The 24,892-nt window shown below is 55.2% G+C and carries 21 protein-coding genes; 11 read left to right on the forward strand and 10 right to left on the reverse strand.

Annotated features, from left to right (window positions below; translation table 11 throughout):
* Window positions 1-83: 83 nt before the first annotated feature.
* Window positions 84-767, reverse strand: a complete 684-nt coding sequence (locus tag HNQ83_RS23815) for a TetR/AcrR family transcriptional regulator (protein ID WP_175391204.1) — start codon at window positions 765-767, stop codon at window positions 84-86.
* 175 nt (window positions 768-942) lie between these two features.
* Here HNQ83_RS23815 and HNQ83_RS23820 point away from each other — a divergent pair, with 175 nt between their 5' ends.
* From HNQ83_RS23820 to HNQ83_RS23840, 5 genes are all read left to right on the forward strand, one after another.
* Window positions 943-1,368, forward strand: a complete 426-nt coding sequence (locus tag HNQ83_RS23820) for a hypothetical protein (protein ID WP_175391205.1) — start codon at window positions 943-945, stop codon at window positions 1,366-1,368.
* A gap of 200 nt (window positions 1,369-1,568) precedes the next feature.
* On the forward strand, window positions 1,569-2,240 hold the full coding sequence (locus HNQ83_RS23825; RefSeq protein WP_175391206.1) for a MarC family NAAT transporter: 672 nt from the start codon (window positions 1,569-1,571) through the stop codon (window positions 2,238-2,240).
* A gap of 219 nt (window positions 2,241-2,459) precedes the next feature.
* On the forward strand, window positions 2,460-3,932 hold the full coding sequence (locus tag HNQ83_RS23830; protein ID WP_175391207.1) for a DUF3300 domain-containing protein: 1,473 nt from the start codon (window positions 2,460-2,462) through the stop codon (window positions 3,930-3,932).
* A 26-nt stretch (window positions 3,933-3,958) separates the two neighbouring features.
* Complete coding sequence (locus HNQ83_RS23835; RefSeq protein ID WP_175391208.1) at window positions 3,959-4,849, forward strand: DUF2950 domain-containing protein; 891 nt, start codon at window positions 3,959-3,961, stop codon at window positions 4,847-4,849.
* A 112-nt stretch (window positions 4,850-4,961) separates the two neighbouring features.
* A complete protein-coding gene (locus tag HNQ83_RS23840; RefSeq protein ID WP_175391209.1) occupies window positions 4,962-5,261 on the forward strand; it encodes a hypothetical protein in 300 nt (99 codons plus the stop codon).
* On the opposite strand, the gene HNQ83_RS23845 is transcribed toward HNQ83_RS23840, so the two are convergent.
* Genes HNQ83_RS23845 through HNQ83_RS23855 form a run of 3 tightly spaced genes read right to left on the reverse strand, consistent with a single transcriptional unit; the run spans window position 5,258 to window position 6,704 of the window.
* On the reverse strand, window positions 5,258-5,839 hold the full coding sequence (locus tag HNQ83_RS23845) for a GNAT family N-acetyltransferase (protein WP_175391210.1): 582 nt from the start codon (window positions 5,837-5,839) through the stop codon (window positions 5,258-5,260). The two genes, HNQ83_RS23840 and HNQ83_RS23845, sit on opposite strands and share 4 nt — an antisense overlap.
* Before the next feature lie 46 nt (window positions 5,840-5,885).
* Window positions 5,886-6,248 carry a type 1 fimbrial protein gene (locus HNQ83_RS23850; protein ID WP_175391211.1) on the reverse strand — a complete coding sequence of 121 codons (363 nt, stop codon included), beginning with the start codon at window positions 6,246-6,248 and terminating at the stop codon, window positions 5,886-5,888.
* Between the two features lie 42 nt (window positions 6,249-6,290).
* Window positions 6,291-6,704, reverse strand: a complete 414-nt coding sequence (locus HNQ83_RS23855; protein ID WP_175391212.1) for an arsenate reductase ArsC — start codon at window positions 6,702-6,704, stop codon at window positions 6,291-6,293.
* 187 nt (window positions 6,705-6,891) lie between these two features.
* On the opposite strand from HNQ83_RS23855, the gene HNQ83_RS23860 reads away from it, so the two are divergent.
* A complete protein-coding gene (locus HNQ83_RS23860) occupies window positions 6,892-7,278 on the forward strand; it encodes a VOC family protein (protein WP_175391213.1) in 387 nt (128 codons plus the stop codon).
* Between the two features lie 166 nt (window positions 7,279-7,444).
* Here the strand turns inward: HNQ83_RS23860 and HNQ83_RS23865 are convergent, their stop codons facing one another.
* Entirely contained in the window at window positions 7,445-7,810 is a 366-nt protein-coding gene (locus HNQ83_RS23865) for a VOC family protein (protein ID WP_175391214.1), read from the reverse strand.
* A 907-nt stretch (window positions 7,811-8,717) separates the two neighbouring features.
* Here HNQ83_RS23865 and HNQ83_RS23870 point away from each other — a divergent pair.
* Window positions 8,718-9,329: a LysE family translocator gene (locus HNQ83_RS23870; protein WP_175391215.1), complete on the forward strand. Its 612-nt coding sequence runs from the start codon at window positions 8,718-8,720 to the stop codon at window positions 9,327-9,329.
* 132 nt (window positions 9,330-9,461) lie between these two features.
* Here HNQ83_RS23870 and HNQ83_RS23875 read toward each other — a convergent pair whose 3' ends face one another.
* From HNQ83_RS23875 to mqo, 4 genes are all read right to left on the reverse strand, one after another.
* Complete coding sequence (locus HNQ83_RS23875) at window positions 9,462-9,773, reverse strand: DUF6124 family protein (protein WP_175391216.1); 312 nt, start codon at window positions 9,771-9,773, stop codon at window positions 9,462-9,464.
* Window positions 9,774-10,382: 609 nt separating this feature from the next.
* Window positions 10,383-12,326, reverse strand: a complete 1,944-nt coding sequence (locus HNQ83_RS23880) for a DUF2357 domain-containing protein (protein ID WP_175391217.1) — start codon at window positions 12,324-12,326, stop codon at window positions 10,383-10,385.
* Window positions 12,327-12,336: 10 nt separating this feature from the next.
* Entirely contained in the window at window positions 12,337-14,934 is a 2,598-nt protein-coding gene (locus tag HNQ83_RS23885) for a hypothetical protein (protein ID WP_175391218.1), read from the reverse strand.
* 406 nt (window positions 14,935-15,340) lie between these two features.
* The gene (gene mqo / locus HNQ83_RS23890; protein WP_175391219.1) at window positions 15,341-16,981 is read right to left on the reverse strand and encodes a malate dehydrogenase (quinone); all 1,641 of its coding nucleotides are present in this window, start codon (window positions 16,979-16,981) and stop codon (window positions 15,341-15,343) included.
* Between the two features lie 384 nt (window positions 16,982-17,365).
* On the opposite strand from mqo, the gene ilvD reads away from it, so the two are divergent.
* Window positions 17,366-19,048, forward strand: a complete 1,683-nt coding sequence (gene ilvD, locus HNQ83_RS23895; RefSeq protein ID WP_175391220.1) for a dihydroxy-acid dehydratase — start codon at window positions 17,366-17,368, stop codon at window positions 19,046-19,048.
* 125 nt (window positions 19,049-19,173) lie between these two features.
* On the opposite strand, the gene HNQ83_RS23900 is transcribed toward ilvD, so the two are convergent.
* On the reverse strand, window positions 19,174-20,787 hold the full coding sequence (locus HNQ83_RS23900) for a methyl-accepting chemotaxis protein (protein ID WP_175391221.1): 1,614 nt from the start codon (window positions 20,785-20,787) through the stop codon (window positions 19,174-19,176).
* A 235-nt stretch (window positions 20,788-21,022) separates the two neighbouring features.
* Between HNQ83_RS23900 and HNQ83_RS23905 the strand changes: the two genes are divergently transcribed.
* The 3 genes from HNQ83_RS23905 to HNQ83_RS23915 all read left to right on the forward strand — a co-directional run bounded on the left by HNQ83_RS23905 (window position 21,023) and on the right by HNQ83_RS23915 (window position 24,793).
* Window positions 21,023-21,454 (forward strand): nuclear transport factor 2 family protein, encoded by a 432-nt coding sequence (locus tag HNQ83_RS23905; RefSeq protein ID WP_175391222.1) that lies wholly within the window; start codon window positions 21,023-21,025, stop codon window positions 21,452-21,454.
* A gap of 321 nt (window positions 21,455-21,775) precedes the next feature.
* A complete protein-coding gene (locus tag HNQ83_RS23910) occupies window positions 21,776-22,627 on the forward strand; it encodes a hypothetical protein (RefSeq protein WP_372241928.1) in 852 nt (283 codons plus the stop codon).
* A 12-nt stretch (window positions 22,628-22,639) separates the two neighbouring features.
* Complete coding sequence (locus HNQ83_RS23915) at window positions 22,640-24,793, forward strand: lipase family protein (protein ID WP_175391223.1); 2,154 nt, start codon at window positions 22,640-22,642, stop codon at window positions 24,791-24,793.
* The last annotated feature ends 99 nt before the right edge of the window (window positions 24,794-24,892 follow it).

A 24,892-nucleotide genomic window follows, 5' to 3' on the forward strand; every position in this document is an offset into this window, starting at 1 on the left:
TCTGGCAGCCGCCATTGATGTAGGCTGACACGGCCCTTTCGCGAGCAGGCTCGCTTCCACAAGGGATTGGCTTCGTTCCGATGCTACGCAGTGGGTCGTTCGCTTCCAGGCGCCGCGTTGCGCTTTCGTCGCGCCTGTTCATCCTCTACCAGTGCCTGACGCACCAGCGCCCGAGCCGCCCAGGCCGCAGCACTCAGTGATTCTTCGAGGCTCGCGCCGCCAACATCGCGCACGGCGATCAAAGCTTCGGTCCCCATGACAATCGACAGCGCCTGCTTCAGTCGTTTCCGCGCCCGGGGTGAGAGCACGTCCTTCAGCGAGTCGACAATCGGCTCGATGTAGCTCATGCGTCGGCCAGGCCGCAGGGGCATCTCGTGGGCCTCGTTTTCGAGCCACACCGTCATGAACGAACGCTCCATCACGTGCAGGCCGATCTCGTCATCGATCAAGAGTTTGTTCAACGCATTGGCCGCCAGGCCAATCCCTTTCACCGGATCGTCTCCCGGCCGCCAGATGCGCTCCAGCGGTTGCATGTCGCGATCGGCCGCCGTCTCGCTGATCAACGCCTCCATCGAGGGGAAGTAGCGATACGCCGTGGCACGCGACACCATCGCCCGCTCGGCCACTTGCGCAACCGTTGGATTTTGCCCCTCGTCGCGCATGGCAATGGCGGCATCGATGAGCGCCTGCCGCGTTCGCAGTCGCTGGTTAACGCGACCTTGCGGATCGTCGTGACCACTCGGCGGAATTGACTTTTTGGGAGTCATGGAATCTATGATACTCCGTCTTGTAATGAGACATGAGTCTCATAATAGGCACAGGATAGGCAATCAACAACAAGTCGACGCCATCGGGCACGATGTCACGGGATGTGCCACTGGCATAACGACTTCAGATCGTTTCAACAACTGAACGCGCCTCGGGGCGCATGAGGTGAATGCCATGAATCACAACCCTCTTTCGCGGACCTGGTTTCGGCTCGCGGCCCTCTACTTTGCCACCGGAGTGCTGCTGGGTGTGGCGATGGGCGCGTCCGGCGATCACTCGCTCTTCGCGGTGCATGCCCACATCAATCTGTTGGGATGGGTGTCGATGGCACTGTTCGGACTCGTCGGCACCGTGCATCCATCCATCACCGAAGGGCGCGCAGCCGCGGCACAGTTCTGGATGTACAACCTGGGCGTCCCGGTGATGCTCGGCGCACTGACATTGCGCCTCAAGGGCTTCCCGGCAGTCGAGCCATTGATTGCCGGCGCCTCCATCCTCGTTGGCTGCAGTGTGCTGCTCTTCGTGTGGCTGGTGTTCTCGCGCCTGGGTGTCACCGCGGCGTGCTTGAGCAGCGAGACACCCGAGTCGCGCCTGTCATAACGCAAGAACCGGTCGCGGTGTTTGGGCGGGGTATCGATACCCCGCCCTTCGCGACATAGGCCTGCCGCCAACCCATGCGGATACAGTGATCGGGCACATTGGCAATCAATGGCTATGCTTTGGCGTGGGCGCAATTCGACTCGACAACGACATCTGAAACTTCAAATGGAGTGCATCGACAACTTTCAGGAAAATACAAGATGACCGATCTATTTAACGCCATCGCACTCGGATTACTGGCGCTATTGCCACTGACGAATCCCCCCACGACAGTGGCATTGTTTCTCGCCCTGAGTAAGGGACTTAGTCAAAAGGAAAAAAACGAACAAGCGCTCCTCACTTCTCTCTATGTCTTTCTCATCATGACACTGACCTATTACATCGGTGAGTTCGTGATGGATGCTTTCAATATTTCCATACCGGGCTTGCGCATGGCAGGCGGCGGGATTCTTGTCATCATGGGTTTGAAGATGCTTTTTCCCCAGCCTCCTCGCACCCCTTCTGCGGTCAACGTCAACGAAAAAGCCAGTTTCGCCTTCATCCCTCTGGCCATGCCCAGTACGGCCGGCCCCGGGACCATCGCGATGATCATTAGCTCCGCTGCCACGATCAAACACAGCACGCTGTTCCCGGCCTGGGTGTTATTGACCGCCCCTCCGTTAATCTTTCTGTTTACCGCCCTTATCCTTTGGTTATGTTTGCGTGGTTCAGGCGTGGTCATGAAAGTAACGGGCGAATCCGGTATTGATGCCATCTCACGCCTGATGGGTTTCTTGCTTGTCTGCATGGGGGCTCAGTTCGCCATCAACGGAACGGTGGAAATCGTACAAACCATCATCGATACCAACGCTCATCTTTTCCGCCCTCACTAATACGACCCGCACATATTACGGAAGGCGATGAGCACTATTCGCAACGAATCTTATGCCTGGGCATTTTCAGGCGGTCCCAGCACAAAAAAAACCGCACTGAAATCGGGGTAACAAAATCTATTTGCTACCCTTAATCAGGGTCATCGAGGCTGGCTGTTTTCCCTTCCTGACATTGATCCCGTTCTTTCAAGGACTGCCTGGCCACACGGGGATGAGGCAATGCGTATTTCACTGTTTTACGCGATGTCAGCTGTACTGTTTCTTGGTGGATCTCCTTGCCTCGCCCAACCTCCGGATGCGCCTGCACCCGCAGTCGCTGCCGCGCCTGTCGCGGCAGCGGCCAAAGATGCCGTGTTTACGGAGGAACAGCTGGATCAAATGCTGGCGCCCATTGCGCTGTATCCAGACCCGCTGCTGGCACAAGTGCTGATGGCCACCACGTACCCGGGGGAAGTCGCCGAGGCAGTGACCTGGTCCAAGGCACACCCGGATGCCAAGGGCGATGATGCGGTCAAACAAGTGGCGAACCAGACCTGGGATCCGAGCGTTCAGGCCTTGGTCGCCTTTCCGCAGGTCCTGGTCACGCTGGGTCAGGACCCCGTTTGGGTACAGCGCCTGGGCGATGCTTTCCTGGCGCAACCCGACGATCTCATGAACGGCGTGCAACGCTTGCGTCGCCAGGCGCAAGCAGCCGGCAACCTGCAGAGCAACCAGTATCAGAACGTGACCATTGAGAACGCCGCGGCCCCCGCACCCGCACCGGCAACCACGCCTGCTGCTCCGCCCCCTGCCAGTAGCAGTTCGACCATCATTATTCAGCCGGCCGATCCGCAGGTGGTGTACGTCCCCACCTACAACCCGACCACGGTTTACGGCACCTGGGCCTATCCTGCATCGCCGCCGGTGTACTACCCACCGCCACCCGCCTATTACCCCGGCCAGGCCTTGGTGGCCGGGCTGGCGTTCGGCACCGGTGTGGCCATCGTCGCGTCGTTGTGGGGGGAATGTGACTGGGGCGATAACGACATTGACATCGATGTCGACCGCTACAACAACATCAACCGCAACACCCAGATCAACAGAAATCAGAACAAATGGCAGCACAACTCCGTTCATCGTGATGGCGTGCCCTATCGAGACAACCGCAGCCGCGAGCAATTCGGCCGACAACTGGATGGCGCCAGGCAGCGGGAAGCCTTTCGAGGCGATACCGCTCAACGTGCCCAAGCTCGTGAAAAAGCGCGCAGTTCCATGGACAGGGCCGGCATCGAACGGCCGGCCACCAGCAATCGCCAGGCCCGTGAGCAAGCCCGCAGAGCCGAGTCCGCCCCCTCGGTCGGCAATCGCATGCAAGCCGGTGCGGACAGACCGAGGGCGGCAGACAGGGGCCAGGGCACGAACAGAAACATTCGGGAGAATCAGCAGCCCCGGAGACAGACCGCCCAGACGAATCAACGTCGACAGGATCTCTCGCAGGTACGCCAGCAAAAACGACCGGCCGCCAGCCCCGGAAGCGCCCGCAACAATGCCTTCGCCGGTGCGCGTTCACCGTCTCGCAGCAATACGGAAGCCTTCCGTGGCCGGGCCAGCCAGGCCTCTGCCCAGCGGACCAGCGCCGCGCGATCTTCCGGCCATCAGATCAGCAGGCCATCCGGTGGAGGCATGCGCCAAAGAGGAGGAGGTCGTCGGTGAAAAAACATTCTCGAGTCAAAGCACTCATGGGCGTGCTCCCCCCAGCCCTGGCGCTCGTTACCGGCTTGGCATGGACGTGCATCGTTACCGCGCAGCAGTCATTTCCAACACCGGAAAAGGCCGCTCAAGCGTTCGTCGACGCCCTGGGCAAGAAAAAAGCCGATCAGGCCCGCCTGACAGAGCTGCTGGGTGAACAATGGCGCAGTTTCATCCCGCGAAGCGGCATGGAGCGCAGTGATGTGGAGGCGTTTTTAAAGCTGTACCACGAGCAACATCGCATCGAAAAACCCAACGACCGCGAGGCCATCCTGTCTGTCGGCAAGGACGACTGGACGCTGCCGATCCCCATGAAAAAAACCGCGGACGGTTGGCGTTTCGACATCAAGGCCGGCAGCGCTGAAGTCCGGGCACGTCGCATCGGCAGCAACGAACTCTCCGCGATGCAAGCGGAGCTGACCTATCACGACGCCCAGATGGACTATGCGTCAGTGGATCGTGACGGAGACGGCGCACTCGAATATGCCCAGCAAATCTTCAGCACGCCCGGCAAGCACGACGGGCTGTACTGGGCGGAAGACGACAGCGGTCAAATCAGCCCGCTGGGCCCTTTGTTCGGCAAGGCCGTTGCCGGCGAAGACTGGCATGGTTACCACTTCCGCATCCTCAAGGGACAAGGCCCATCGGCGCCGGGTGGCGCCTACAGCTACCTCATCGGCGACAAAATGAGCCGTGGCTTTGCAATGATCGCCTGGCCGGCAAAATTCGATGACACCGGCGTGATGAGTTTCATGATCAGTCATGAAGGACAGATCTTCGAGAAAGACCTGGGACCTGGCGGCAGCAAAGTGGCGGAATCAATGAAGCGGTTTGATCCCGATGACAGCTGGAAGGAAGTGAGCGTCGATCAGACGCAATAACCTTGATCCGGCCGCCAACCCGTCTGCCCAACGGCACCCAGGGAAGGTGCAACGCCGTCTAAGCTGATGGGGACACGACCACCAACACGCCGCTTGCGGCAGGGGAAGCGGGATGACCGGCAAATCAGCGCGCCAATGTTCGTCATGGCTCCTGCCCGCCCTGCTCGCCATCAACCTGGTGCTGATCGCAGGCTGTGCAGCCAAGCAGCCTGCCACCTACGCTGCCACCCCAAGCATAGGTTCCAACTGCTACGCGAAAGCGCTACCCACTGCTGGCGAGGGCGGCCTGGCCTGGGGCGCCACCTTGAGCATCGCCCGGCAAAAATCCCTGAATAACTGCATACGCTACGCCGGCCGATCCGGTGGTACGCCGGATACCTGCCAGGTGGTGTTGGCGGAGTGTAAAAACTAGCGCGGATTGTCCGGTTTTTCCGGAACGACCTCTTTGGTTCCAGGCTCTTCGACCGAATCGCCAATCACCTGCCATGACATAGCGCATCGGCTACCTGCCTCAAAACCGCAGGCGTACTCCCGCGCCAGGATTTCTGCCAAACGCTCGTCCAATGTTGCCCCGGTGTGCTGCTCAAACCCTAGCCGTTGATAAAAGGGAGCGTTCCATGGGACCTGTGTAAAGGTTGTCAGCGTCACGCAGTGCAGTTGGTTTGAGCGCGCATGCTCCATCGCGGCTTCCAGCAGCTTTCGCCCCAAACCATGGCCCTGCATTGGCTGGCTGACCGATAATTCATGGATATGAAGATCGCTGCCTTGCCGTTCGGCACTCAGGAAACCTTGAGGCTGCTCTTGAGTATCCACCGCAATCCAACAGGTCGATTGCGCGATCAATGCCCGGTGACGATCAACGGTCATGACGGGGGCGTCTGCCAGCCAACTCAATTCAGCAATCCCATGGAAGGCTTGAGCAGCGGAACGCTCGATACGGGGTAACGACTGCGCATCGTCGGATACCGCCAGGCGAATGTGTGCAGGCATGAGGGCTCAGATACTGGTTGGCTTGCGGGGGATTTTACGCTCACGGTCAGGGCAAGGTCATTGTGATCAGGTAATTCCCGGCCTGCACTAGCGCGCCTGCACCATCCACCAACCGGTATTGCCGGTCGTAGTAGCGACCCTGGTCATTGTCGGCGAACAGTTTGACCGTTATATCGGCACGAGCAGTGAGCGGATCTACGTCATTCACTTTAAGAACGGTGCCTCGGACGGCAGCAGGACAGGTGCTCAGCGCCAGCGTGAGATCTGTACCCAGGCTTGAACGGCAGCTGCGTTCGACGATGCCGCCCTCGAACCGGATAGAGCCTGGGACCGCCAGCGTGTCCGCCCGGCAAACGCTGTTCAATATCAGGAACGTGCAGAGGGCGACCGATAGATACCTGATCTTCATTGTTCACGCTCCTTGGGGGAAGGACCACGTCGTCACTCATGCTCACTGCCTGGTTTTCACGGTAACGAACATCTTTATGCGGTCGTGAATCTCCTGGAGCGCATGACGAAAGGGTTCATGCCGCTCACTGGTAGTAGGGTCTTCAAAGTTCCACACGATCACCTCACCGGAGGCTGGTATCCGTGAGCCTTCCCCGGAAGACTTGTCACACAGGGTGATGACGAAATCGAAGTCCTGCCCCTCAAACTCATCGATCGATTTGCTGCACAGGCCGTAGGTCTCTATGCCGGTGTGTTCGAGAGCTTCCAGTGTCCGGGCGTCAATCTCTGTGGGTTCAAGGCCGGCACTGAACGCTTCGAAGTGTGATGAATCCGTGTGGCGAAGCAACGCCTCGGCCAACACTGAACGGACGTCATTTCTGGCACAGACAAACAGCACTCGGAATTTGTCAGCCATTGCGTATTCCCCCGATATTCAACCCGCTGGAGTTGTGATCAAAAAACGCACTGCTCAGTTAAGCAGCGTGTTTGATCGCCCGATATCAAGTCGACGGAATGCACTGTTTCCAAATCTTTCGGTGGCTGATTCGTCCGTGATCAAGGTCTATGGTCATTGCAGGTGAGCGTGATGGGAGGACCGTCCCATGAAAATCGTAGTGACCAGCGTGATGGTGGACGACCAGGCCAAGGCCCTGGCCTTCTACCGAGACGTACTCGGCTTCGAACTCAAGCATGACATCCCGATGGGCCAGTTTCGCTGGCTGACCCTCACTTCACCGGGCGATCCCGACGGTGTCGAATTACTGTTGGAACCGGACGACCATCCAGCAGCGAAGCCGTTCAAATCGGCGGTGAAACAGGACGGGATTCCCTACACGTCTTTCGGGGTCGATGACGTGCACGCCGAGTACGCAAGGCTCAGCGCCGCTGGCGTGCACTTCACCCAGCCGCCGACAGCCATGGGGCCGGTGACCACCGCAGTGTTCGACGACACCTGCGGTAATTTGATCCAGATCGCGCAGAGACATTGAATCGGGGCACCGGAAGGCCGCCTTCGCGGCGATCCGACAAGCCACGCTCCCACAGGTTCTGTGCCGAACTACCGTAGTGCAAACGCCGCAAAACCTGTGGGAGCGCGGCTTGCCCGCGAAGAGGCCCTGCCAGTCACTGCATAACCCCGATCAGTCTACTTCCTGACTACGGAGAAACCTCTTCCCGGCCAACATCCGAAAGCTGCGCAAACGCAAGGTAATAACCATTGCAATCGCGCACACCAAACTCTCGCGAGCCATACGGCATGTCCTGCAGCGGCCAGGCAATCTCGGCCTTGTCCTTCACAGCCTCGTAATATCGATCCACCTGCTTGATCGCACAGTAAATCGTGCCCGAACACCCCATGGGACTGCCCCACAGGTCCTGCTGGGTGAACGTGATCCGGCAATCCTGCAACAACACAGTCAGGGTCGACTCCGCCGACTCGACTGCAGTGAAGCCCAAGTTATCGTGGTAATACCGGCGCGTGCTGTTCAGATCGCTGCAACGCAGCAAAAGGGTTAAAGACATGTTGACCTCAAGAAGTGAATGCACAGAGGCAATATCAATCCCGGTCAATCAATCATAGACAGCTTTCAACCCCTGCACCGCCCTTCCCCTCACGCCGGCGAAATGGTCGCCAACACGCCAATCAAAATGGTCAGCACCAGAAAGCCACCCAGAAAAATCGCCATCTTGCCCATAAGGCCCCCTACACGTTGAGTTTGCGGTGCACCGCTGCCAAAGCTGCGGAACTTGCCATTATTGTGCGGCGCAAACTGAGTGCATTACAGAGGCAGAAAGCGCTGGAAAATACGGATCAGATGGAAACTGAGCATGAAAAAACCCGCTGACCGGTAACGGTTCAGCAGGCTTTTTCATCGAAACAACACCCCTATCTACCTTTTGTAGGAGCGAGCTTGCTCGCGATGATCGTGAACGATAACGCGTAAAACCAGACGGCCATCGGAGCTCGGGGATTTTTCGCGAGCAAGCTAACGCCTACAGATCCCCGAGAACGGCTGTTATTCCGTTAGGAACGTCAATCTTAGGCAAATCCGAGGAATGACAGGACAACCGCGACGATCACAACCAAACCGACGATGTAGATGATGCTGTTCATATTTTTCACCTCTCAAGCCTGAAAATGTGGCGGCAAGCGGGGTGACAAAAAGCATCCCACCTTTGCTTGCTAATCAGTCGACAACAACAAAGTGCTGTTTGCTCCTTGGCTATTCTCGAATACCCGAGTCGGGGCGGCCGTTATGGCCTGCTCGGCGTTACGGCAATGAAGTTTTCGTGGGACGGGGTCAGTGGCTACATCGCCTGAGAAGAAGCTCACTCTGCGAGTGAGTGTTTTGTCTGGCAGCCTGTACTCGACCGTCCGCAGGCGTGATGTCAGTATTGTTCCGTTTTCTATATCGGGAGCAACGGTGCCATGTCGGCCATTTCATCAATCTGGTTTTTCATCATCCCTTTCGCTATCGCAGCCGCGATTCCGGGACCGGCGCAAGGCGCCTTGATCGGTCAGGTCGTCTCGCGCGGCGGCAGAAGTTGCCTGCCGTTCGTTGCCGGGATGGTGGGTGGAAACGCTTTGTGGCTGCTTCTGGCGACCACTGGTCTGTCCGCCTTGGCGTTACGCTATGAACAGGTTTTTGTCGCGGTTAAATGGGCGGGAGTGGCCTACCTGCTGTTCATCGCCTGGAAGTTGTGGTCGGCAAACGTCACCACGATCCAGCCCCCCGCCCAACGCTCCGCCAGTCGTGGTTTGCTTGCGGGTGCGCTGCTGACCCTCAGCAATCCTAAAGCCGTCATTTTCTTTGGTGCGGTTTTACCCCATGCGTTCGACCTTGCATCACTGACCGTCGCGCAGGCGCTGATGATCACCGCCCTGGGCATTGCGATAGACCTGACCATCCAGTTGGCTTACGTGCTGATGGGCATGAGGATCAAGGGCGCCATCCAGTCACCCGGCGCGATGCGGCGTTTGAATCGCACATCGGCTGGCCTGATCACCGGCTGCGCAAGCTGGATGGCTGTTTCAAGGTAAACCTTGCCCATCAACTCTGGCTCAAGCCTCTGAGAAGCGCCTTAGAGAGTATCAAGGGCACTGAAAAGCCCGCTGACCGAGACCGGTTCAGCGGGCTTTTTGCTACGCCTCACATCGAAATAACGCCCTCGCCTATTCCTGCGGATCTACGTGATCCAGCACGCGGTTCACCGACAACTCCGCAAGGGCAATCATCTGCTGAATGCCCAAGGCCAGATTGCATTTCGGGCCTTCGAGGATAAACGCCAGCTCACTGGCCATGACACTGGCCGAGGCCAGGGTTTCGCAAGCGTGAACCAGGAGAGTTTCGTTGTTGACGTCGGGGGCGATGGTGAAGATGGGATTGGGGCGGCGTTCGGCCATGGCTGGCTTGGACGGAGGGGTTAGTGGATCGGTATCAGTGCTGTCGTTCGCGTCCGGGGGATTCGGGGTGACCTTGAACATAGTGAAGCTCCTATGAAAGTGAGCCTCTCCCCATTTGCTACCACGCTAAATAGGGAGACGACTGTACACGGGGTGGTAGACCGGTCATAGGAACCCGGCAGGCCGAAGCCTCCCATGCACAGCCGCCACAAAGCAGCCAGCAAAAAACGCCCTGAGGCGTTCTGGGACCTATGACAACACCGGGCTACCACACCCGATCGCTGAATTGGCAGCGACGGCGGGAAGGTTAACGAGAGGGCCTGCCAAGCGCAAGTCCGGAGGGTGATGCCCATCGAGATCAAGCTCCCACAATTGATCTATGTCGTACACAAAGTCTGAGTCTGGCCACGGACTCATGTGGCGAGCGAGCTTGTTCGCGCTGGGCTGAGCTAAGCTGAGCTGCTCAGCGGCCCCAATATCAGACGATGCGCTTTACGAGCAAGATTCCTCGCCACAAAGGCCGGATGAAGACAATTGCTTCCAACGCCCCGTTGAGTTCAATCAAACTCATATCGCCCAATGAAAAAGCCCGCTGACCGTCACCGGTTCAGCGGGTATGTTTATTGCGGACCGGGCCAAAGCTCTGTTCCCGTGACTCGTACGGATCTAGATTATAACCTTCATCTATCACTACGCGACAATGGACAGCTTCACTTTTTCGTTCATTTCACCTCGCTGTAAATCTGTAACTAGCTCTAGTATTTTATTTATATTCCTATGAAACTCAGAAGCATGAAGTTCCGCCGTAGTAAAATCCAAAGAACTTACTAGTAGAGCTGGAAAAACAGGAACCGCCCCATGTATCGAATACCTTTCAGAGTGAAAATGACGCGTTCGCTCTACTCGATCACTAGTAGGATTCATAATAATAAGAGCGACAGCTTGTTGATGACCGGTTACTTGCTCATGTATACCATGAACATACTTCATAGTTAACGCTGGGAGATACTCCAAAAAGGCTTTCTCATTGCGAGCATATTTGGCATCGATAATAATCGAAAGCGTTTTACGTTGCGGCGCCTCAACGTGTATTACCAAATCGGGACTGCGACGCGCATGGGGACCGGTAGTACCGCGCCTCCCTATGCTGAAATCCGACAAAGGTGTGGAATTATTTTTGAGCCGCTCTAGCTTAGATCGCGTCCAGCCTTCACTGTTTACCTGCTGAGCGCCAGATGAGTTATGATGACCATGAGTCCAATATGACGGCTCATACAACAAGCTAATTGTCAAACCCTCAAACCTGTAACTAAATTTCGAAATATTATCCACACCCTCATCTATTATCGCCCCCTCAGAACCATCCTGCATTACAAACTGCTCGACTTTCTGCCTCGTAATAAATAAGCAATAGTACTCGAACAACTTGGGAACCGAAGTGATTGAAAGCAGTTCATCATTCACATCCCAACTAGGCTTTCCGAAGCGCATAAATTCAATCATGCGTAGAAAAACTTCTCTATATGCAGGGTTTGATTTTGCCTTTGGCGTAAGATACGGAACATTCAAAGAGAGACTATTTACAGGGATTACCTTCTTTAGTTTCTCCAAGACTACGCTCAACCTTCGATCAAGGTCCGCACAGCGGTCAAACTTATTTTTATTTATTATTTTAGAATATTTATTAATCTGAGTAAAAAAGGAAGAATAACCTTTTGGCGGCTCTTTATCTTGCACAACATTTCGAGACCTCATTGACTCCAATATCAGCTTCACCGCCTGCTTCAATAAGATCGCATACCCATGAATTACCCTATTCTCATAACAATCACTACTTGTATCAACGTACGACTCCAGTATCTTGTTAGCGCTATAATATTTATCATCAATCTCAAAAAAACAATTCAACTGATCATCTGTTTGATAAACCTCACTGGTATTGTCGTTTATCCAAGAAATTGTCGTATCATCAGGAACAGAATGTTCATTGGGTACAACCAAACGCGTGTGTGCGCGCGACTTGAGAATCGGATTTTTAGATAGAACTCTTATCGCACGCTCAAAGTCTTTCGTATTTCTCTCAACTCTATCCAGATACTGGGTATCAGAGCGACCTTGATCACCGACGAAACCTGCTCTTAGTCGAGTAACACGAAACACGCTTGCTATAAGGTTAGGATTTTGTGTGCTTAGAAAGCTAATCATGGAGTCCACACGAGTAGCATTTTCGCTTTTTGCGAGAACTTCAATTTCTTGATATTCGATCAGCGTAGAATTAGCTGATAAACTGTTAGGCAAATCATCACTATTCGAAACAGCCTTCTCATCACCTTCGATTAGTAAATCAAGTGAAGCTAAGCCATAGTAGTTTTGAAAAAAGCAATGATGTGAATACTCTCCTAAGCCAGGAGACCACTCATACACCCATTTACCACCCTCCTCCCTGCGACTAGTTGCATACATTTGAATTTCGTGCAAGACAAGCTTCACTCTAGCCTCTCTATCAAGAGTAGCAGTGAACTTAATAACATCATCTTCACGAATTTGTGGTCGAGACGTAAATTCGCCGGAGACTATATTCAGAATAGCCTCCTCCCCCTTTCGAGCGCCTGATAAAAACTCAAGTTTAAGCATTATCAACCCCTCAGAAAAATGAGTAAGACTCCGTTAACTCATCACCTTGCTCGATAATTCCACTCAGCAAATTGCGCGAAACTTCATAATTGTAGTCTCCTAACTTTTGATGCAGCTGAGAAAGTTTATCTCTATAGCCCTTGCCATAACCATTTATCACTGGAAGTATGTGTTGAGCGATAGCAAAGTCCATGGCCTTGTATCTCTGGTACAAAAGTTCATTTGCAGTCTTGCAGTATTTATGAATTGACTGAATTTTTCTGGGACTTATATGTATTGGCGCCGTACGGTTATGACCTGATGAAAGTGTTGTGATAATTGACTTAAGATTACTTTCCTCAGCATCGCTTAGTGCAAATGTAATATCACTTGGATTAAACGCTTTATGAAGAGAACTATAAGGTACGGAGCCTGTAAAAACCGGCTCAACCTCATGAAGTGTTGGCAAAGAAAATTGAGCATGTGAAAGAGATACCACCGGAGCTCTATCGAGCAACCTTGGTGATAATCTCTCTGTCGTTTCATCGCTATTAATTGTAGCTATGAAACGCAAACTTTTTGGTATCGAGAGATATTGGTTTTCAGCACCTTGAATCCCAAGGTTTATTCTATTATCAACACTATTGAACGTATCACTCAGCGTTAAAAAATCACTCCAATAGTGTTCGATGCTCGATAGATTAGCCTCATCAAGCAGCACCATATTTAGGAAGTCATTAGATAATTCATTATCCTCAATTTCAGCCGCACGCATAAACTCATATAACCCAGAGCGTGATGGTTGATATATATTTTTCAAGCCATTCCAAAAACCTATCAAATCGCGATTTGATACCCAGCCTTTTCCAACTGGAATATTGAGAAACCTGTTAATTTGATCAGAATCAGAGCTATCAGGATTGATCAACCCCATGTGCTTTGCCAACCGACTTACTGTTGAAGTCTTACCTGTACCAGGAGGACCGGCTAGTACAGTTAAAAACGATTGCATGAAAGTAATTACGAGATTACCAACCTCATCAAAGTTAAACTGACGACCATCCTCTCCTTCTAATTGCTTCCTGAGGCACTCTATATAATCTCCGCGAGTGTTATCCTCTAACGCCTTTAAAGACTTTTTAGGAAAATATGGCTTTATCTTTGGCTCATATGTAGTTTTTTGACCACTGAGAATTTGACTTATTGTTTTATGCTCAAGCATTAAAGTACTTAAGTCAGGGGAGGACAGTTTCGCCATTTGTCGCTCAACCAGCTTCTCAAGATCATAGTTGGTGCGCTCGAGCTCCGTAATCTGCTTCTTTCTATCTTCAAGCGTGAATTGAATATGTTGTATTTCTTTAGGAAGCTTAAGCGTTTCAACAAGCTCAGAGAACTCCGCAGCTGCAACTTCAATACTGGCCTGCAGGTCGTCTTTTGATTTTTCTAACTGTCTGATTTCCTCTTTTAAATCCTCCTGACCTTTTAAGGAGTCCTCTTTAATTTGAGCTGCTGTTTTTTTCTTTATTTCTTCAATTTCCTTCTCGGAAATTCTTTTTTGCTCTAGAACCTTATGTTCCTCGAGTCGTAATTCTTGTTTTCTCTGCTCAATCTCGGATGAGAGTTTCGACAACTCCAAATCATTTCTTTCTTTTTGCTCCTCCAGTCTCTTCCTTAACTCTTCAGCCTTATCCTTTAACAATACATCCCTATTCTCCCTTACAAATTTCTCTAAGAACTCCCGTCCATTTTGAGTATTATTTAAATATCCATCAATTACTTCTAGCCCTACCCCCTCCGAGCTTAAATAGCCATCTAAAATCTCCTTAAGCCTATTCAACCTATCGTTGTTTTCAACAGCTTTATTGGTTTTCTTATATGCCTCAATTGCTGCCTTAAGCTTCCCAGCCTCCGTTCTTGAAAGACTATTTTTATCATTCTTTCCAAATCCGTTTTTCGTATAATATGTAATTAAACCAGAATCCGAGATATAATCCTGTACGTCATATTCAACATGCTTCGCTCGTTCAAGAGACGATAGATAACTACGTGGTATACCATTAAGCTTAGTCGTTATTAACAAACCACTTTTAACTAAGTCACTCTCAGTATACTGGGCAATATTATGTGTCTGCAACGACAATGGTGTATTGACCAGGACCGGCGATACACTCCACGAAGAACCATTATGCTGTGCAGTGAATGGCCCACTAATGAACCCGCCACTCCTAATCATAAAATGAGTATTACTTAAACCAGAATGCGGAATAGTTTCCACTGAACCCGTACTTATATCAGGCATGTCCATATCAACAACTGGCAAATATGAACTTTTCTCTAGCGGCTTGATTAAATTACTAAACGAAATATACCTTTGCTTGCTCGTGGTAGTCTTCCAATCATCCTTCTCAGTTTCGTTCCAAGCACTTATAACAAATAATTCATCCTCTCTAAAACTGTCATCAATTTTAGACTGATACTCATCAGCTATGAATATTTTATTACCATTTTCAAACTCCTCTGGGTATACCTCTCTTGGAGGCTTACCATCCTCTTCAATTATAAGAGGAATCACAACCCCAGTATTACCTTGAAAATGCGAGTGCGATTTTACTGCTATTAATCTAGACATAAATCCCCTACAAAAAATTAATTAAGTATTTTATGTTTTTAACTAGATACATTTAGTTCATGAGGCTTCCTGCCATGAGATTCGATGATGACCTTGAGCCATCACAAGGCAGCCTCATCTTACTTTTCTCTCGCGAAAAGGGGAATCTGAAGGTAGGAAAAATCAACACACAGATTGAGAGGCCTTTCTGAGGCATCTAGACAGCTGAGTTTGCTCTCGGTCTCAGTTCAGCAGAAGTCTATAAATTTTCTGTCCCTCCAAGGTGAAGACCCTCTAACCGAAGGTATTTCAGCTAAAAATAGAAATGGTTGTTTGGGCAACAAAAAAGCCCGCTGACCGTCACCGGTTCAGCGGGCTTTCTTTTCTGCGGTTCAGTCAGCCCCACCACATTGGCAGGACAACCGAATTACAGCGCCATATCAGTCGCTGCATTCTCTTTCACAGGCTTGGCTTTTTCCGCTTCAGCAGCAGGAGCCACCTGACCAATCACCGGCGGCGCAGGCAGTTCCAGCACCTTGGCGGTGTAGGCCCACTCCTCGGCCACTTTGGCCGGGTCATTGTTCAGCTGGGTGCCGTAGCTTGGCACGATCTTGTGCAGCTTCTCTTGCCACTCAGGGGTCGCGACCTTGTCTTTGAACACTTTCTGGATCACGGTCAGCATGATCGGTGCAGCAGTCGAAGCACCTGGCGATGCACCCAGCAGACCGGCAATCGAACCGTCGGCAGATGCAACGATTTCAGTGCCCAGCTTCAGCACGCCACCGGCGGCTTCGTCACGCTTGATGATCTGCACGCGCTGGCCCGCTTGCCAAAGGCGCCAGTCTTCGGCCTTGGCGTTCGGGAAGTATTCCTTCAGGGCGTTCAAACGGTCTTCGTCAGACAGCATCAGCTGACCGGCAAGGTACTCGACCAGCGGGTATTCCTTGATGCCGACCTTGGTCATTGGCCACACGTTGTGCGTGGTGGTGGTGGTCAGCAGGTCCAGGTACGAACCTTCTTTCAGGAACTTGGTGCTGAAGGTCGCGAAGGGGCCAAACAGGATCACGCGCTTGCCGTCCAGCACGCGGGTGTCCAGGTGCGGAACCGACATCGGCGGTGCGCCAACGGAGGCTTTGCCGTAGGCCTTGGCCAGGTGTTGCTCGGCAATGGTCGGGTTTTCGGTCACCAGGAACGAGCCGCCCACCGGGAAGCCTGCGTATTCCCGCGCTTCAGGAATGCCCGACTTCTGCAGCAGGTGCAGGGCACCGCCGCCGGCGCCGATGAACACGAACTTGGCGTCGGTTTCGGTTTTGCTGCCGTCTTTCAGGTTTTTGTAGCTGACGCGCCAGCTGCCGTCTTCGTTCCGGGTGATGTCCTGCACTTCGCTGGACAGCTTCAAGTCGAATTTCGGCGTGGTTTGCAGGTGAGCCACGAACTGGCGGGTGATTTCGCCGAAGTTCATGTCGGTACCCAGCGGGCTCCAGGTGGCCGCGATTTTCTGGTTCGGGTCACGCCCTTCCATCATCAGCGGAACCCACTTCTTGATCACGGCCGGGTCTTCGGAGTACTGCATGCCGGCAAACAGCGGGCTCGCTTGCAGGGCTTCGTAGCGCTTTTTCAGGAACTTGATGTTGTCATCGCCCCACACAAAGCTCATGTGCGGTGTGGCGTTGATGAACGAACGCGGGTTTTTCAGCACGCCTTGCTGGACCTGCCACGCCCAGAACTGGCGGGAGATCTGGAACGCTTCGTTGATTTCAACGGCTTTCGGGATCGAGACCTTGCCGTTCTCGTCTTCCGGGGTGTAGTTCAGCTCGGCCAGGGCGGAGTGACCGGTACCGGCGTTGTTCCAGCCGTTGGAGCTTTCCAGGGCGACGCCGTCGAGGCGCTCGATCATTTGCATCGAGGTGCCGGGTTCCAGCTCATTGAGCCACACACCCAGGGTCGCACTCATGATGCCGCCGCCGATCAGCAGCACATCGACCTTCTTGGCTTCTTCGGCCTGGGCTGTCGTGATCCCCAACGACAAGGCCAGCCCCAGCAGGGCTGTATTCACTTTCTTAAACATCTGTAGCACCTATGATAAAACGTCATCCGCCCTTCGATCCTTACTCACGAGCCCCGATTCACGGCATGACAGGCAGGATGCCTCGGGCTCTCGCACATAACTTTCGCAGGGTGGGCACACAAGGCCGACTGACTGCATCGACCCCAGTTATATGTCCCTACTGAACTGACTTCTTATCTTTTTTGGCTTCAGCTACTTGAGCGACAGTGATTCTGTTCGCCCGCCTTTGGGGCAGGAAAACTGAATAGGTCAAACCAAGTTGGGGCGAAGAATATCACGACATGGCAAACCCGCGCGTCTGTTCGCGACCGCATGGTCCGGCCAGTCGCGCCCGGCCCTCTATACTGAAGCTGGTTTTCCGACAAGAACATGTGAGGAGCCGCCATGAGCGACAAAGACGATCTGCGCAAATATTCCTCCGAAGTAGTCGATGGCGTCGAAGCCGCACCGGCCCGATCCATGCTGCGTGCCGTGGGCTTTACCGATGAAGACTTCACCAAGCCGCAGATCGGCATCGCCTCCACCTGGGCGATGGTCACGCCCTGCAACATGCACATCGACAAGCTGGCGATCGAAGCCGAAAAAGGCGCGAATGCCGCCGGCGCCAAGGGCGTGATCTTCAACACCATCACCATTTCCGACGGCATCGCCAACGGCACCGAAGGCATGAAGTATTCGCTGGTGTCGCGGGAGGTGATTGCCGATTCCATCGAGACGGTGGCCGGTTGCGAAGGCTTTGACGGGCTGGTGACCGTGGGCGGTTGCGACAAGAACATGCCGGGCTGCCTGATCGGCATGGCGCGGCTCAATCGCCCGTCGATCTTCGTCTATGGCGGCACCATTCGCCCGGGTGCCGGGCACACCGACATCATTTCCGTGTTCGAGGCCGTGGGCCAGCATGCCCGCGGTGACATCAGCGAGATCCAGGTCAAGCAGATCGAGGAAGTGGCGATTCCCGGTCCCGGTTCCTGCGGCGGCATGTACACCGCCAACACCATGGCTTCGGCCATCGAGGCGCTGGGTATGAGCCTGCCCGGTTCCAGTTCCCAGGACGCGGTCGGCAGCGACAAGGCCTCGGACAGTTTCCGCGCCGGGCAACAGGTCATGGAGTTGCTCAAGCTCGACCTCAAGCCCCGGGACATCATGACCCGCCAGGCCTTCGAAAACGCCATTCGCGTGGTGATCGCCCTCGCCGGCTCCACCAATGCCGTGTTGCACCTGCTGGCCATGGCCCACGCGGTGGATGTCGAACTGACCCTGGATGACTTCGTCGAACTGGGCAAGGTTTCCCCGGTGGTGGCCGACCTGCGTCCCAGCGGCAAATACATGATGAGCGAGCTGGTGGCCATTGGCGGCATCCAGCCGTTGATGAAGCGCATGCTCGCGGCGGGCATGCTGCACGGTGATGTGATGACCGTGACCGGCAAGACCCTGGCGCAAAACCTCGAAAACGTGCCCGACTACCCCGCCGGCCAGGACGTGATCCTGCCTTTTGACCAGCCGATCAAAAAGGATTCGCACCTGGTGATTCTGCGCGGCAACCTTTCGCCCACCGGCGCGGTGGCCAAGATCACCGGCAAGGAAGGTCTGCGCTTTGAAGGCACGGCGCGGGTCTACCACGGCGAAGAAGGCGCGCTGGCCGGCATCCTCAACGGTGAAGTGCAGGCCGGCGATGTCATCGTGATCCGTTACGAAGGGCCCAAGGGCGGGCCGGGCATGCGTGAAATGCTCTCCCCCACTTCGGCGGTGATGGGCAAGGGGTTGGGCAAGGATGTTGCACTGATCACCGACGGCCGTTTTTCCGGCGGTTCACATGGTTTCGTAGTGGGGCATATCACGCCCGAAGCCTTTGAAGGCGGGCCGATTGCGCTGATCAAAGACGGCGACAGGATCACCATCGATGCCGAAACCCGCCAGATTACGGTGGATGTGTCCGATGCTGAACTGGCCAGGCGCAAAGCGTCCTGGGTGCGGCCGCAATCGAAGTACAAGCGTGGGGTGTTAGCCAAGTATGCGAAGACAGTGTCGAGTGCTTCGGAGGGGGCTGTGACCGATAAGTACCTCTAGTCTGGCGTTGCCTGAGCGATTGCTTTCGCGAGCAGGCTCGCTCCCACAGGGGAATGCATTCCAACTGTGGGAGCGAGCCTGCTCGCGAAGAGGCCCTCAAAGCCTGCACACAATGAAGGGATGTATCAGAGCCTGAAGCGATCCACCGACTGCGAAAGCTTGCCCGCCAATGAAGACAACTCATCGGTGGTCGAAGCCGTCTGCCCAATCACCTTGCTGTTGCCTTCGGACATCCCTGCAATCATCTCCACCTGATGGGCGATTTCATTGCTGGCCAGGCTCTGCTCACCAATGGTGCGGCTGATGTCATTGACCAGTTGCGTCGTGCTGAGGGTGGCGTCGAGGATTTCGCGGATGGCGCGTTCGACGTCGGCAGTCACGGCCATGCCCTTGTCGACCTGCGACACGCCCTCTTCCATGCTGATGACGGCTTCGCGGGTGCTCTGCTGGATGCGCGAGACCATGGCGGCGATTTCCTGGGTGGAGGCGCTGGTGCGTCCGGCCAGGCTGCGCACTTCGTCGGCCACCACGGCAAATCCGCGCCCTTGTTCACCGGCGCGGGCGGCTTCGATGGCGGCGTTCAATGCCAACAGGTTGGTCTGGTCGGCGATGCCCTTGATCACCTGGATGATGCTGAAAATCCCTTCGGATTCCTTGTCCAGCGTGCGGATCACCTGGGCCGACTGCTGCGCCGAACGGGCGATGCCGTCCATGTCGTTGACCACCTGATGGATCACCCGCCCACCATCCTTGGCCAAGGCCTCGGCCTGGTTGGCCATGTTCAGCGCCCGCTCGGCATGCCGGGTGATTTCCTCGATGCTCGCGGTCATTTCGCTGGCGGCGGCGGCCATGGTGCTGGCCGCGACGCTTTGCTGCTGGCTGCTGCCGGCCACCTCGTGGCAACCGTTGCTCAGCAATTCGCTCATGCCGCTGACGCCATGGGCGTTGCTGCGCACCACTTCGATCATGCCGCGCAAATCCCGCTGCATGGTGGCCAGGCTGCGGATCAACCGGCTGGCTTCGTCCTGACGACCGGTTTCGACAATCGGCTCGCTCAGGTTGCCATGGGCGATGCTGTCGGCGATGCGGCTGGCGGTCTGCAGCGGCCCCATGATGCTCACAATGGCCGAGCGGCCGAGCGCGAGCAGCAGCAACAGGCTGGCGATGAGCACCGCACCGACGGTGAAGTTGGCATTGCTGATGGCCTGCGCCGTGCCTTGGCTGGTCTGTTGCGTGTTGCTTTCAATCAACTCGCTGAGGGCGGCCATCTGGTCTTCCAGCTGGCTGAACGCATGGTTGAAGGAACTCAATTCCTTTTGCGCCGCTTCGGGACTCTCCAGGGCCAGACCGACAATGCGTTCGGCGGCACTGATGTAGGTATCAAGGCTGGGTTTGATCTGGTTCAACGCGGTTTTCAGGGTGTCGTTGACCGGCAACTTGAGATTGTCGCCGAGCATCTGCCGAAAGTGCGCGGTGTGTTCTTCGATGGAGCTGCGCACCTCGGCTTGGCTGCTGGTGCTTTTGCCCAGCCCCACCAGCATCGCCGACAGCACATCGGCGCGCAGTGCGTCGTGCATCATGTCGGCTTCGAGGTGATTGCGCAGCGCGGCCATGCCGACATCATTGTCTTGCACCGCGCGCGCCATCTGGCCATTTCCCAGGTAACTCACCAGCCCCATGATCAAGGCGGTCAGCACGCCTGTCCCGATCAGCAACAGTAAACGCAGTTTTATGGACACTCTGTGGTTCCTCTTTTCGCACGTTTGTCGGTGGGTGGCTTCACCATCCGAAGAAGGCCCATTGCCGAAATGGTTATCGGCTGGCCCGGGCGGTAATTAAAACCCTGCACCCGGAAAACACGATTTTAGCGACGTGCGGTCGATGTCGGCCTTAATCCATCCCCTATGTTTCGCCTTCCTTTTCCGAGGAAATTTGCTATGTTGTACGACAACTTACAACAACAAGGAAACACCCATGAAAAAAGTCAAAGTGCTGATTGGATTTCTCTGCCTGTTCAGCGGCTACGTCGCAGCCGCCGCCCCTTCGAGTGACAAGGACGTCGCCCAGGCCGTCGACCACCTGACCGACGCCATGCTGCACAAGAACATCGCGCAACTTCAGGCCCTGACCGCCGAGAACCTGACCTACGGGCATTCCAGCGGCAAAATCCAGGGCAAGAAAGATTTCATCGCCGACATCGAAACCGGCAAAAGCGCGTTCAAGACCCTGGAAATGCAAAACCAGACTATCAGCGTAACCGGTGATGTCGCACTGGTCCGCCACCACTTTTCCGGCCAGGCCATCAAGGGCAGCGAAGTGGTGCCGACTGAAATCGAGAACTTCCAGGTCTGGCAGAAACAGGATGGGAAATGGCTACTGGTAGGACGACAGGCGTTTAAATTCTGATGCTGGAGTAACCCAAAAAAGTTGTAAACGGATTACCGGGAAAGGCACTTTTGATGTTCATGACAATGAACTGGCGATCCCGGTAACCGTACTCAGTCCGCTGGATATTCTTTGTTCGATTTTTTGTCCCCTCCCCCGGCCCCAATACAGGGGCCAGCCAATCCGATCCGGAGCATCTGCCTAACCGGATACGTCAGATATTTCAGAGGCTGTCGTAGGAGCGATCCCAAACGTTTCCGGGGCCTCCAAACAGTTTTGGATGACGGGAACACCCCCTGTTGATACTTCGTTTAACGAGGTCAATCGGCAGGAGTAGTAAGAGTGACGGCACGCCAGGAACGCGAACAGCCAGTTTTCGATCACCCCTCATTTTCGCTGCTCAGGTACGGGCAACGGGCTCGCACACTGGCAATCAGCCTGTTGGCGCTCGCCACCGGCGGTTGCGTGTTTGCCCCGGCAGAAACCTTCACCTTGCAGGCCGACGTGCCAGCGGATTTCCGGGTCAAGGCCGACGCCTTTTATGTGCCGGCCACCGGCGAAACCTGCGAGGCCCCACCGCGCCAGCGCGGAAAAGTGGCACCCAATCGCAAGTTCTTCACCAGTGAATACCAGAACGTTGCGCGCACGGCGGAGTTTCAGATTCCGCTGACGACGCGTGCGGGTGGCTGCCCGCTGGTGTTGAGAAGTTTGAAATTGAACCTGGATGCGAAGTGGGGAACGCATTGGTCCGAAATAGGCGGGGACTATGCCAGCCTGACTTTTCGCGATGTGCTTGGGATGAATTCTCCCGCGTTTCCTGGCGCGGGTGTCCAGGAGTTTCAAGGGCAGTGTCAGTGGTTGTTTCGCACTTTAGGACCCAAACGCAGCATCCGAAAAATCCTGCATTGCCGAGCTAGTGACGAGGACGGACAAATGCTGAATCGCATGGCCGGCGGGGTGCTGCAGCGCGATCAGTTACCGGGCCGGACGGTGAGGATGGTGTTCAGGATGGCAAAGGAAGAAGAGCCCTACATGGGCGACACCTGGATTCGTTTTCCGCAAGGCTGGAAGCGTTGTTTAGGTAAAAGTCTTGAAGACCAGTACGCCTTCTGCTTGGGAAATACCGTTGATTTCAAGTCTTTCATCATGCCTGACGGTCGTGAATGCACTGTCTATCCCAACTGTACTGAATAAAGGAGCAACACCATGGACAAGGAGCAAGAGGACCGTTTTTTCAGCAGCAAGATGCTGGCCTGCCCGCCGCGGGGGCATTGGACGAGTTTTCGGTTGGTTGACGAACAGGGTGATGGCAAACCCTATGGCGGTTTGCGTTACACCGTCGTCGACAGTGTTGGCCAGGAGTATTCCGGGAGGTTGAATGGCGAAGGCTTCGCCAAGTTGGAGAACCACTATCGTGGCCCTCTGGTGCTAACACTGAATGACGCCTATGGCGGAGTAGACGGCGTTTATCGTGCCTTGCTGAAAAGAAAGCACTACCCCCTCCCCATCACCGAACTCCAGGTCCGCGCCGAACAAACCCGCTTCTTCCACGAAGACGGCTTCCGCCGCGAGCACAACCCGGCCATCAAGGACGCCGACGTCTTCATCCAGGTCGAAGTCCGCGACCTGGTCCGGCACGGCGCGCACCTGCCGCCGGTGGTCAAGCGCTTCTACGAACCGCAAAGTTCGCTGCTGCGGGCCATGAGCGAACTGGGGATCGGTCCCGAGCATCCCTTCGGCATCGCCCTGAGCCCCAACCAGCACAATGTGCTGGAAGTGCGGCCGCTGCGTGCGTTGCGGCCACTGCTGTCCACCGATGACCAGTTCTGTGCCCTGAACCTCTATCAACTGGCCCTGATGGCGACCTTGAGTTACACCGACTTCGGCCAGGACCCGGCGAAAAGGCCGGTGGACAGGGTGCGTTTCGCCGAGGATCCGAGCGTTGGCCATCTGTTCGGCGAGGCGCTGGCCGGTTTTCGCGAAAACTGGCGCATCGACAAAGGCCAGCGCCAACGGTTCTACCCGCTGTACGAAGACGTGCCCTATTCCAAACGCCTGGAGATCCTGCCGTTCGACCCGACGCTGTATGCATCCAATCACCCGGACCAAGGCGAGGATCAGGAGCATCCGGCCAACCAGCATTTTTTCGATGACCAAGAGGATGGCGGTGATACCCAGGCGTTCATCTGTCATCACGACGAAGTCATCCTGATTGCGGTGCGTGGCACGGCCAGTTTGAAGGACGCGATCCGTGATGTGGACGCGCTGCAGGTGCCGTTCGAGGAGGGCGTCGGCAAGGTGCACAAGGGCTTTTATGATGCGTTTCGCGCAATTCAGGATTTCGTCCTGCGTTATCTGGATAGATTTCATGCCGGCCAGAAAGTCATCATCTGTGGTCACAGCCTCGGCGGTGCCATCGCCTTGTTGCTGGCAGAAGCACTGCGCCGGTTCCCAGGCGACGATTACAACATCCTCCTCTACACCTACGGCGCCCCTCGCACCGGCGACGCGGACTTCGTCCAGGGCGCCGCCGAGCTCGTTCACCACCGCATGGTCAACAACAACGACCCCGTGCCCGGCGTGCCCGCGCGCTGGATGGATGCCAACTGGAAAGTCTGGGTGCCGGGCCTGACGATGACGGTATTGAGCGGCTATGGCCTGTTGGTGTTCGGCGCTGGGTTGGTGCGCGTCGGCGGTGCGCCTTATGAGCATCACGGCCAGCAACAGCACTTTATGCCCGTGCGTTTCGGTGACCGGGAGACGTCGGCGCTGTTGTGGGACCCGACCTGCGAGTCCATCGAACACGCCGCCTGCACCCGGATACTGCAGCAGTGGCGTGGCGATATGCCGGTACGCGGCAACCTGCTGGCGCAAATGATCGACTACCAGGATCACATGATGGTGGCCAGCTACATTCCTTTCGCCTGGGCGACCTTGCGCCGCTGGCAGCAGACCCAGGAAAACAGCAGAACCGTGGTGACCGGCCATGAGTATTATCTGATCGATAACGCATTGGCGACGCTCAAGGCGAAACTGTACGAGCATATTCGCCAAATGCGTTACGACGAGGGACCGCGTGGCCCGACAGCCGCGGAAAAAGCAGCCATGAGCGCTATGTTCAAGGAACGTGATCGACTGGAGCAAACCCGCGAACGCCTGCAAACCTTGCACTATCGCCGGCTCACACTGGCAGATGTGTACGGCAACGCGGCCCAGTCCGCGGAGTTCGCCGGCAGCGTGGCGCGCTGGGCAAAGCACACTGAAAATCAGCAGTCGGAACAGTACGCCAGCCTTCCGCCGTTATTGGATTCCGAGCGTCGGCTGGCGGCCCAGCCGCTTGATATCAACTCGATCATCTGAAAAAGGGAGGCGAAGAGCGCATTTCTGCGGGAGCGAGCCTGCTCGCGAAAAACGCCCAGGCAACGCGCTCATTCAGACAGGGCGCGTTATCGTTGACGT

The organism is Pseudomonas sp. C2B4 (genome assembly GCF_013359695.1).
In the GTDB taxonomy this organism is placed as follows: domain Bacteria; phylum Pseudomonadota; class Gammaproteobacteria; order Pseudomonadales; family Pseudomonadaceae; genus Aquipseudomonas.

Bases quoted from the DNA above. Each gene is read 5' to 3' on its own strand.
- HNQ83_RS23840 (WP_175391209.1), top strand. From the start codon at position 4,962: ATGACCGGCAAATCAGCGCGCCAATGTTCGTCATGGCTCCTGCCCGCC.
- HNQ83_RS23815 (WP_175391204.1), bottom strand. From the start codon at position 767: ATGACTCCCAAAAAGTCAATTCCGCCGAGTGGTCACGACGATCCGCAA.
- HNQ83_RS23875 (WP_175391216.1), bottom strand. From the start codon at position 9,773: ATGTTCAAGGTCACCCCGAATCCCCCGGACGCGAACGACAGCACTGAT.
- HNQ83_RS23825 (WP_175391206.1), top strand. From the start codon at position 1,569: ATGACCGATCTATTTAACGCCATCGCACTCGGATTACTGGCGCTATTG.
- HNQ83_RS23915 (WP_175391223.1), top strand. From the start codon at position 22,640: ATGGACAAGGAGCAAGAGGACCGTTTTTTCAGCAGCAAGATGCTGGCC.
- HNQ83_RS23855 (WP_175391212.1), bottom strand. From the start codon at position 6,704: ATGGCTGACAAATTCCGAGTGCTGTTTGTCTGTGCCAGAAATGACGTC.
- HNQ83_RS23860 (WP_175391213.1), top strand. From the start codon at position 6,892: ATGAAAATCGTAGTGACCAGCGTGATGGTGGACGACCAGGCCAAGGCC.
- HNQ83_RS23905 (WP_175391222.1), top strand. From the start codon at position 21,023: ATGAAAAAAGTCAAAGTGCTGATTGGATTTCTCTGCCTGTTCAGCGGC.
- HNQ83_RS23885 (WP_175391218.1), bottom strand. From the start codon at position 14,934: ATGTCTAGATTAATAGCAGTAAAATCGCACTCGCATTTTCAAGGTAAT.
- HNQ83_RS23865 (WP_175391214.1), bottom strand. From the start codon at position 7,810: ATGTCTTTAACCCTTTTGCTGCGTTGCAGCGATCTGAACAGCACGCGC.
- HNQ83_RS23820 (WP_175391205.1), top strand. From the start codon at position 943: ATGAATCACAACCCTCTTTCGCGGACCTGGTTTCGGCTCGCGGCCCTC.
- HNQ83_RS23880 (WP_175391217.1), bottom strand. From the start codon at position 12,326: ATGCTTAAACTTGAGTTTTTATCAGGCGCTCGAAAGGGGGAGGAGGCT.
- mqo (WP_175391219.1), bottom strand. From the start codon at position 16,981: ATGTTTAAGAAAGTGAATACAGCCCTGCTGGGGCTGGCCTTGTCGTTG.
- HNQ83_RS23870 (WP_175391215.1), top strand. From the start codon at position 8,718: ATGTCGGCCATTTCATCAATCTGGTTTTTCATCATCCCTTTCGCTATC.
- HNQ83_RS23830 (WP_175391207.1), top strand. From the start codon at position 2,460: ATGCGTATTTCACTGTTTTACGCGATGTCAGCTGTACTGTTTCTTGGT.
- HNQ83_RS23835 (WP_175391208.1), top strand. From the start codon at position 3,959: ATGGGCGTGCTCCCCCCAGCCCTGGCGCTCGTTACCGGCTTGGCATGG.
- HNQ83_RS23850 (WP_175391211.1), bottom strand. From the start codon at position 6,248: ATGAAGATCAGGTATCTATCGGTCGCCCTCTGCACGTTCCTGATATTG.
- ilvD (WP_175391220.1), top strand. From the start codon at position 17,366: ATGAGCGACAAAGACGATCTGCGCAAATATTCCTCCGAAGTAGTCGAT.
- HNQ83_RS23845 (WP_175391210.1), bottom strand. From the start codon at position 5,839: ATGCCTGCACACATTCGCCTGGCGGTATCCGACGATGCGCAGTCGTTA.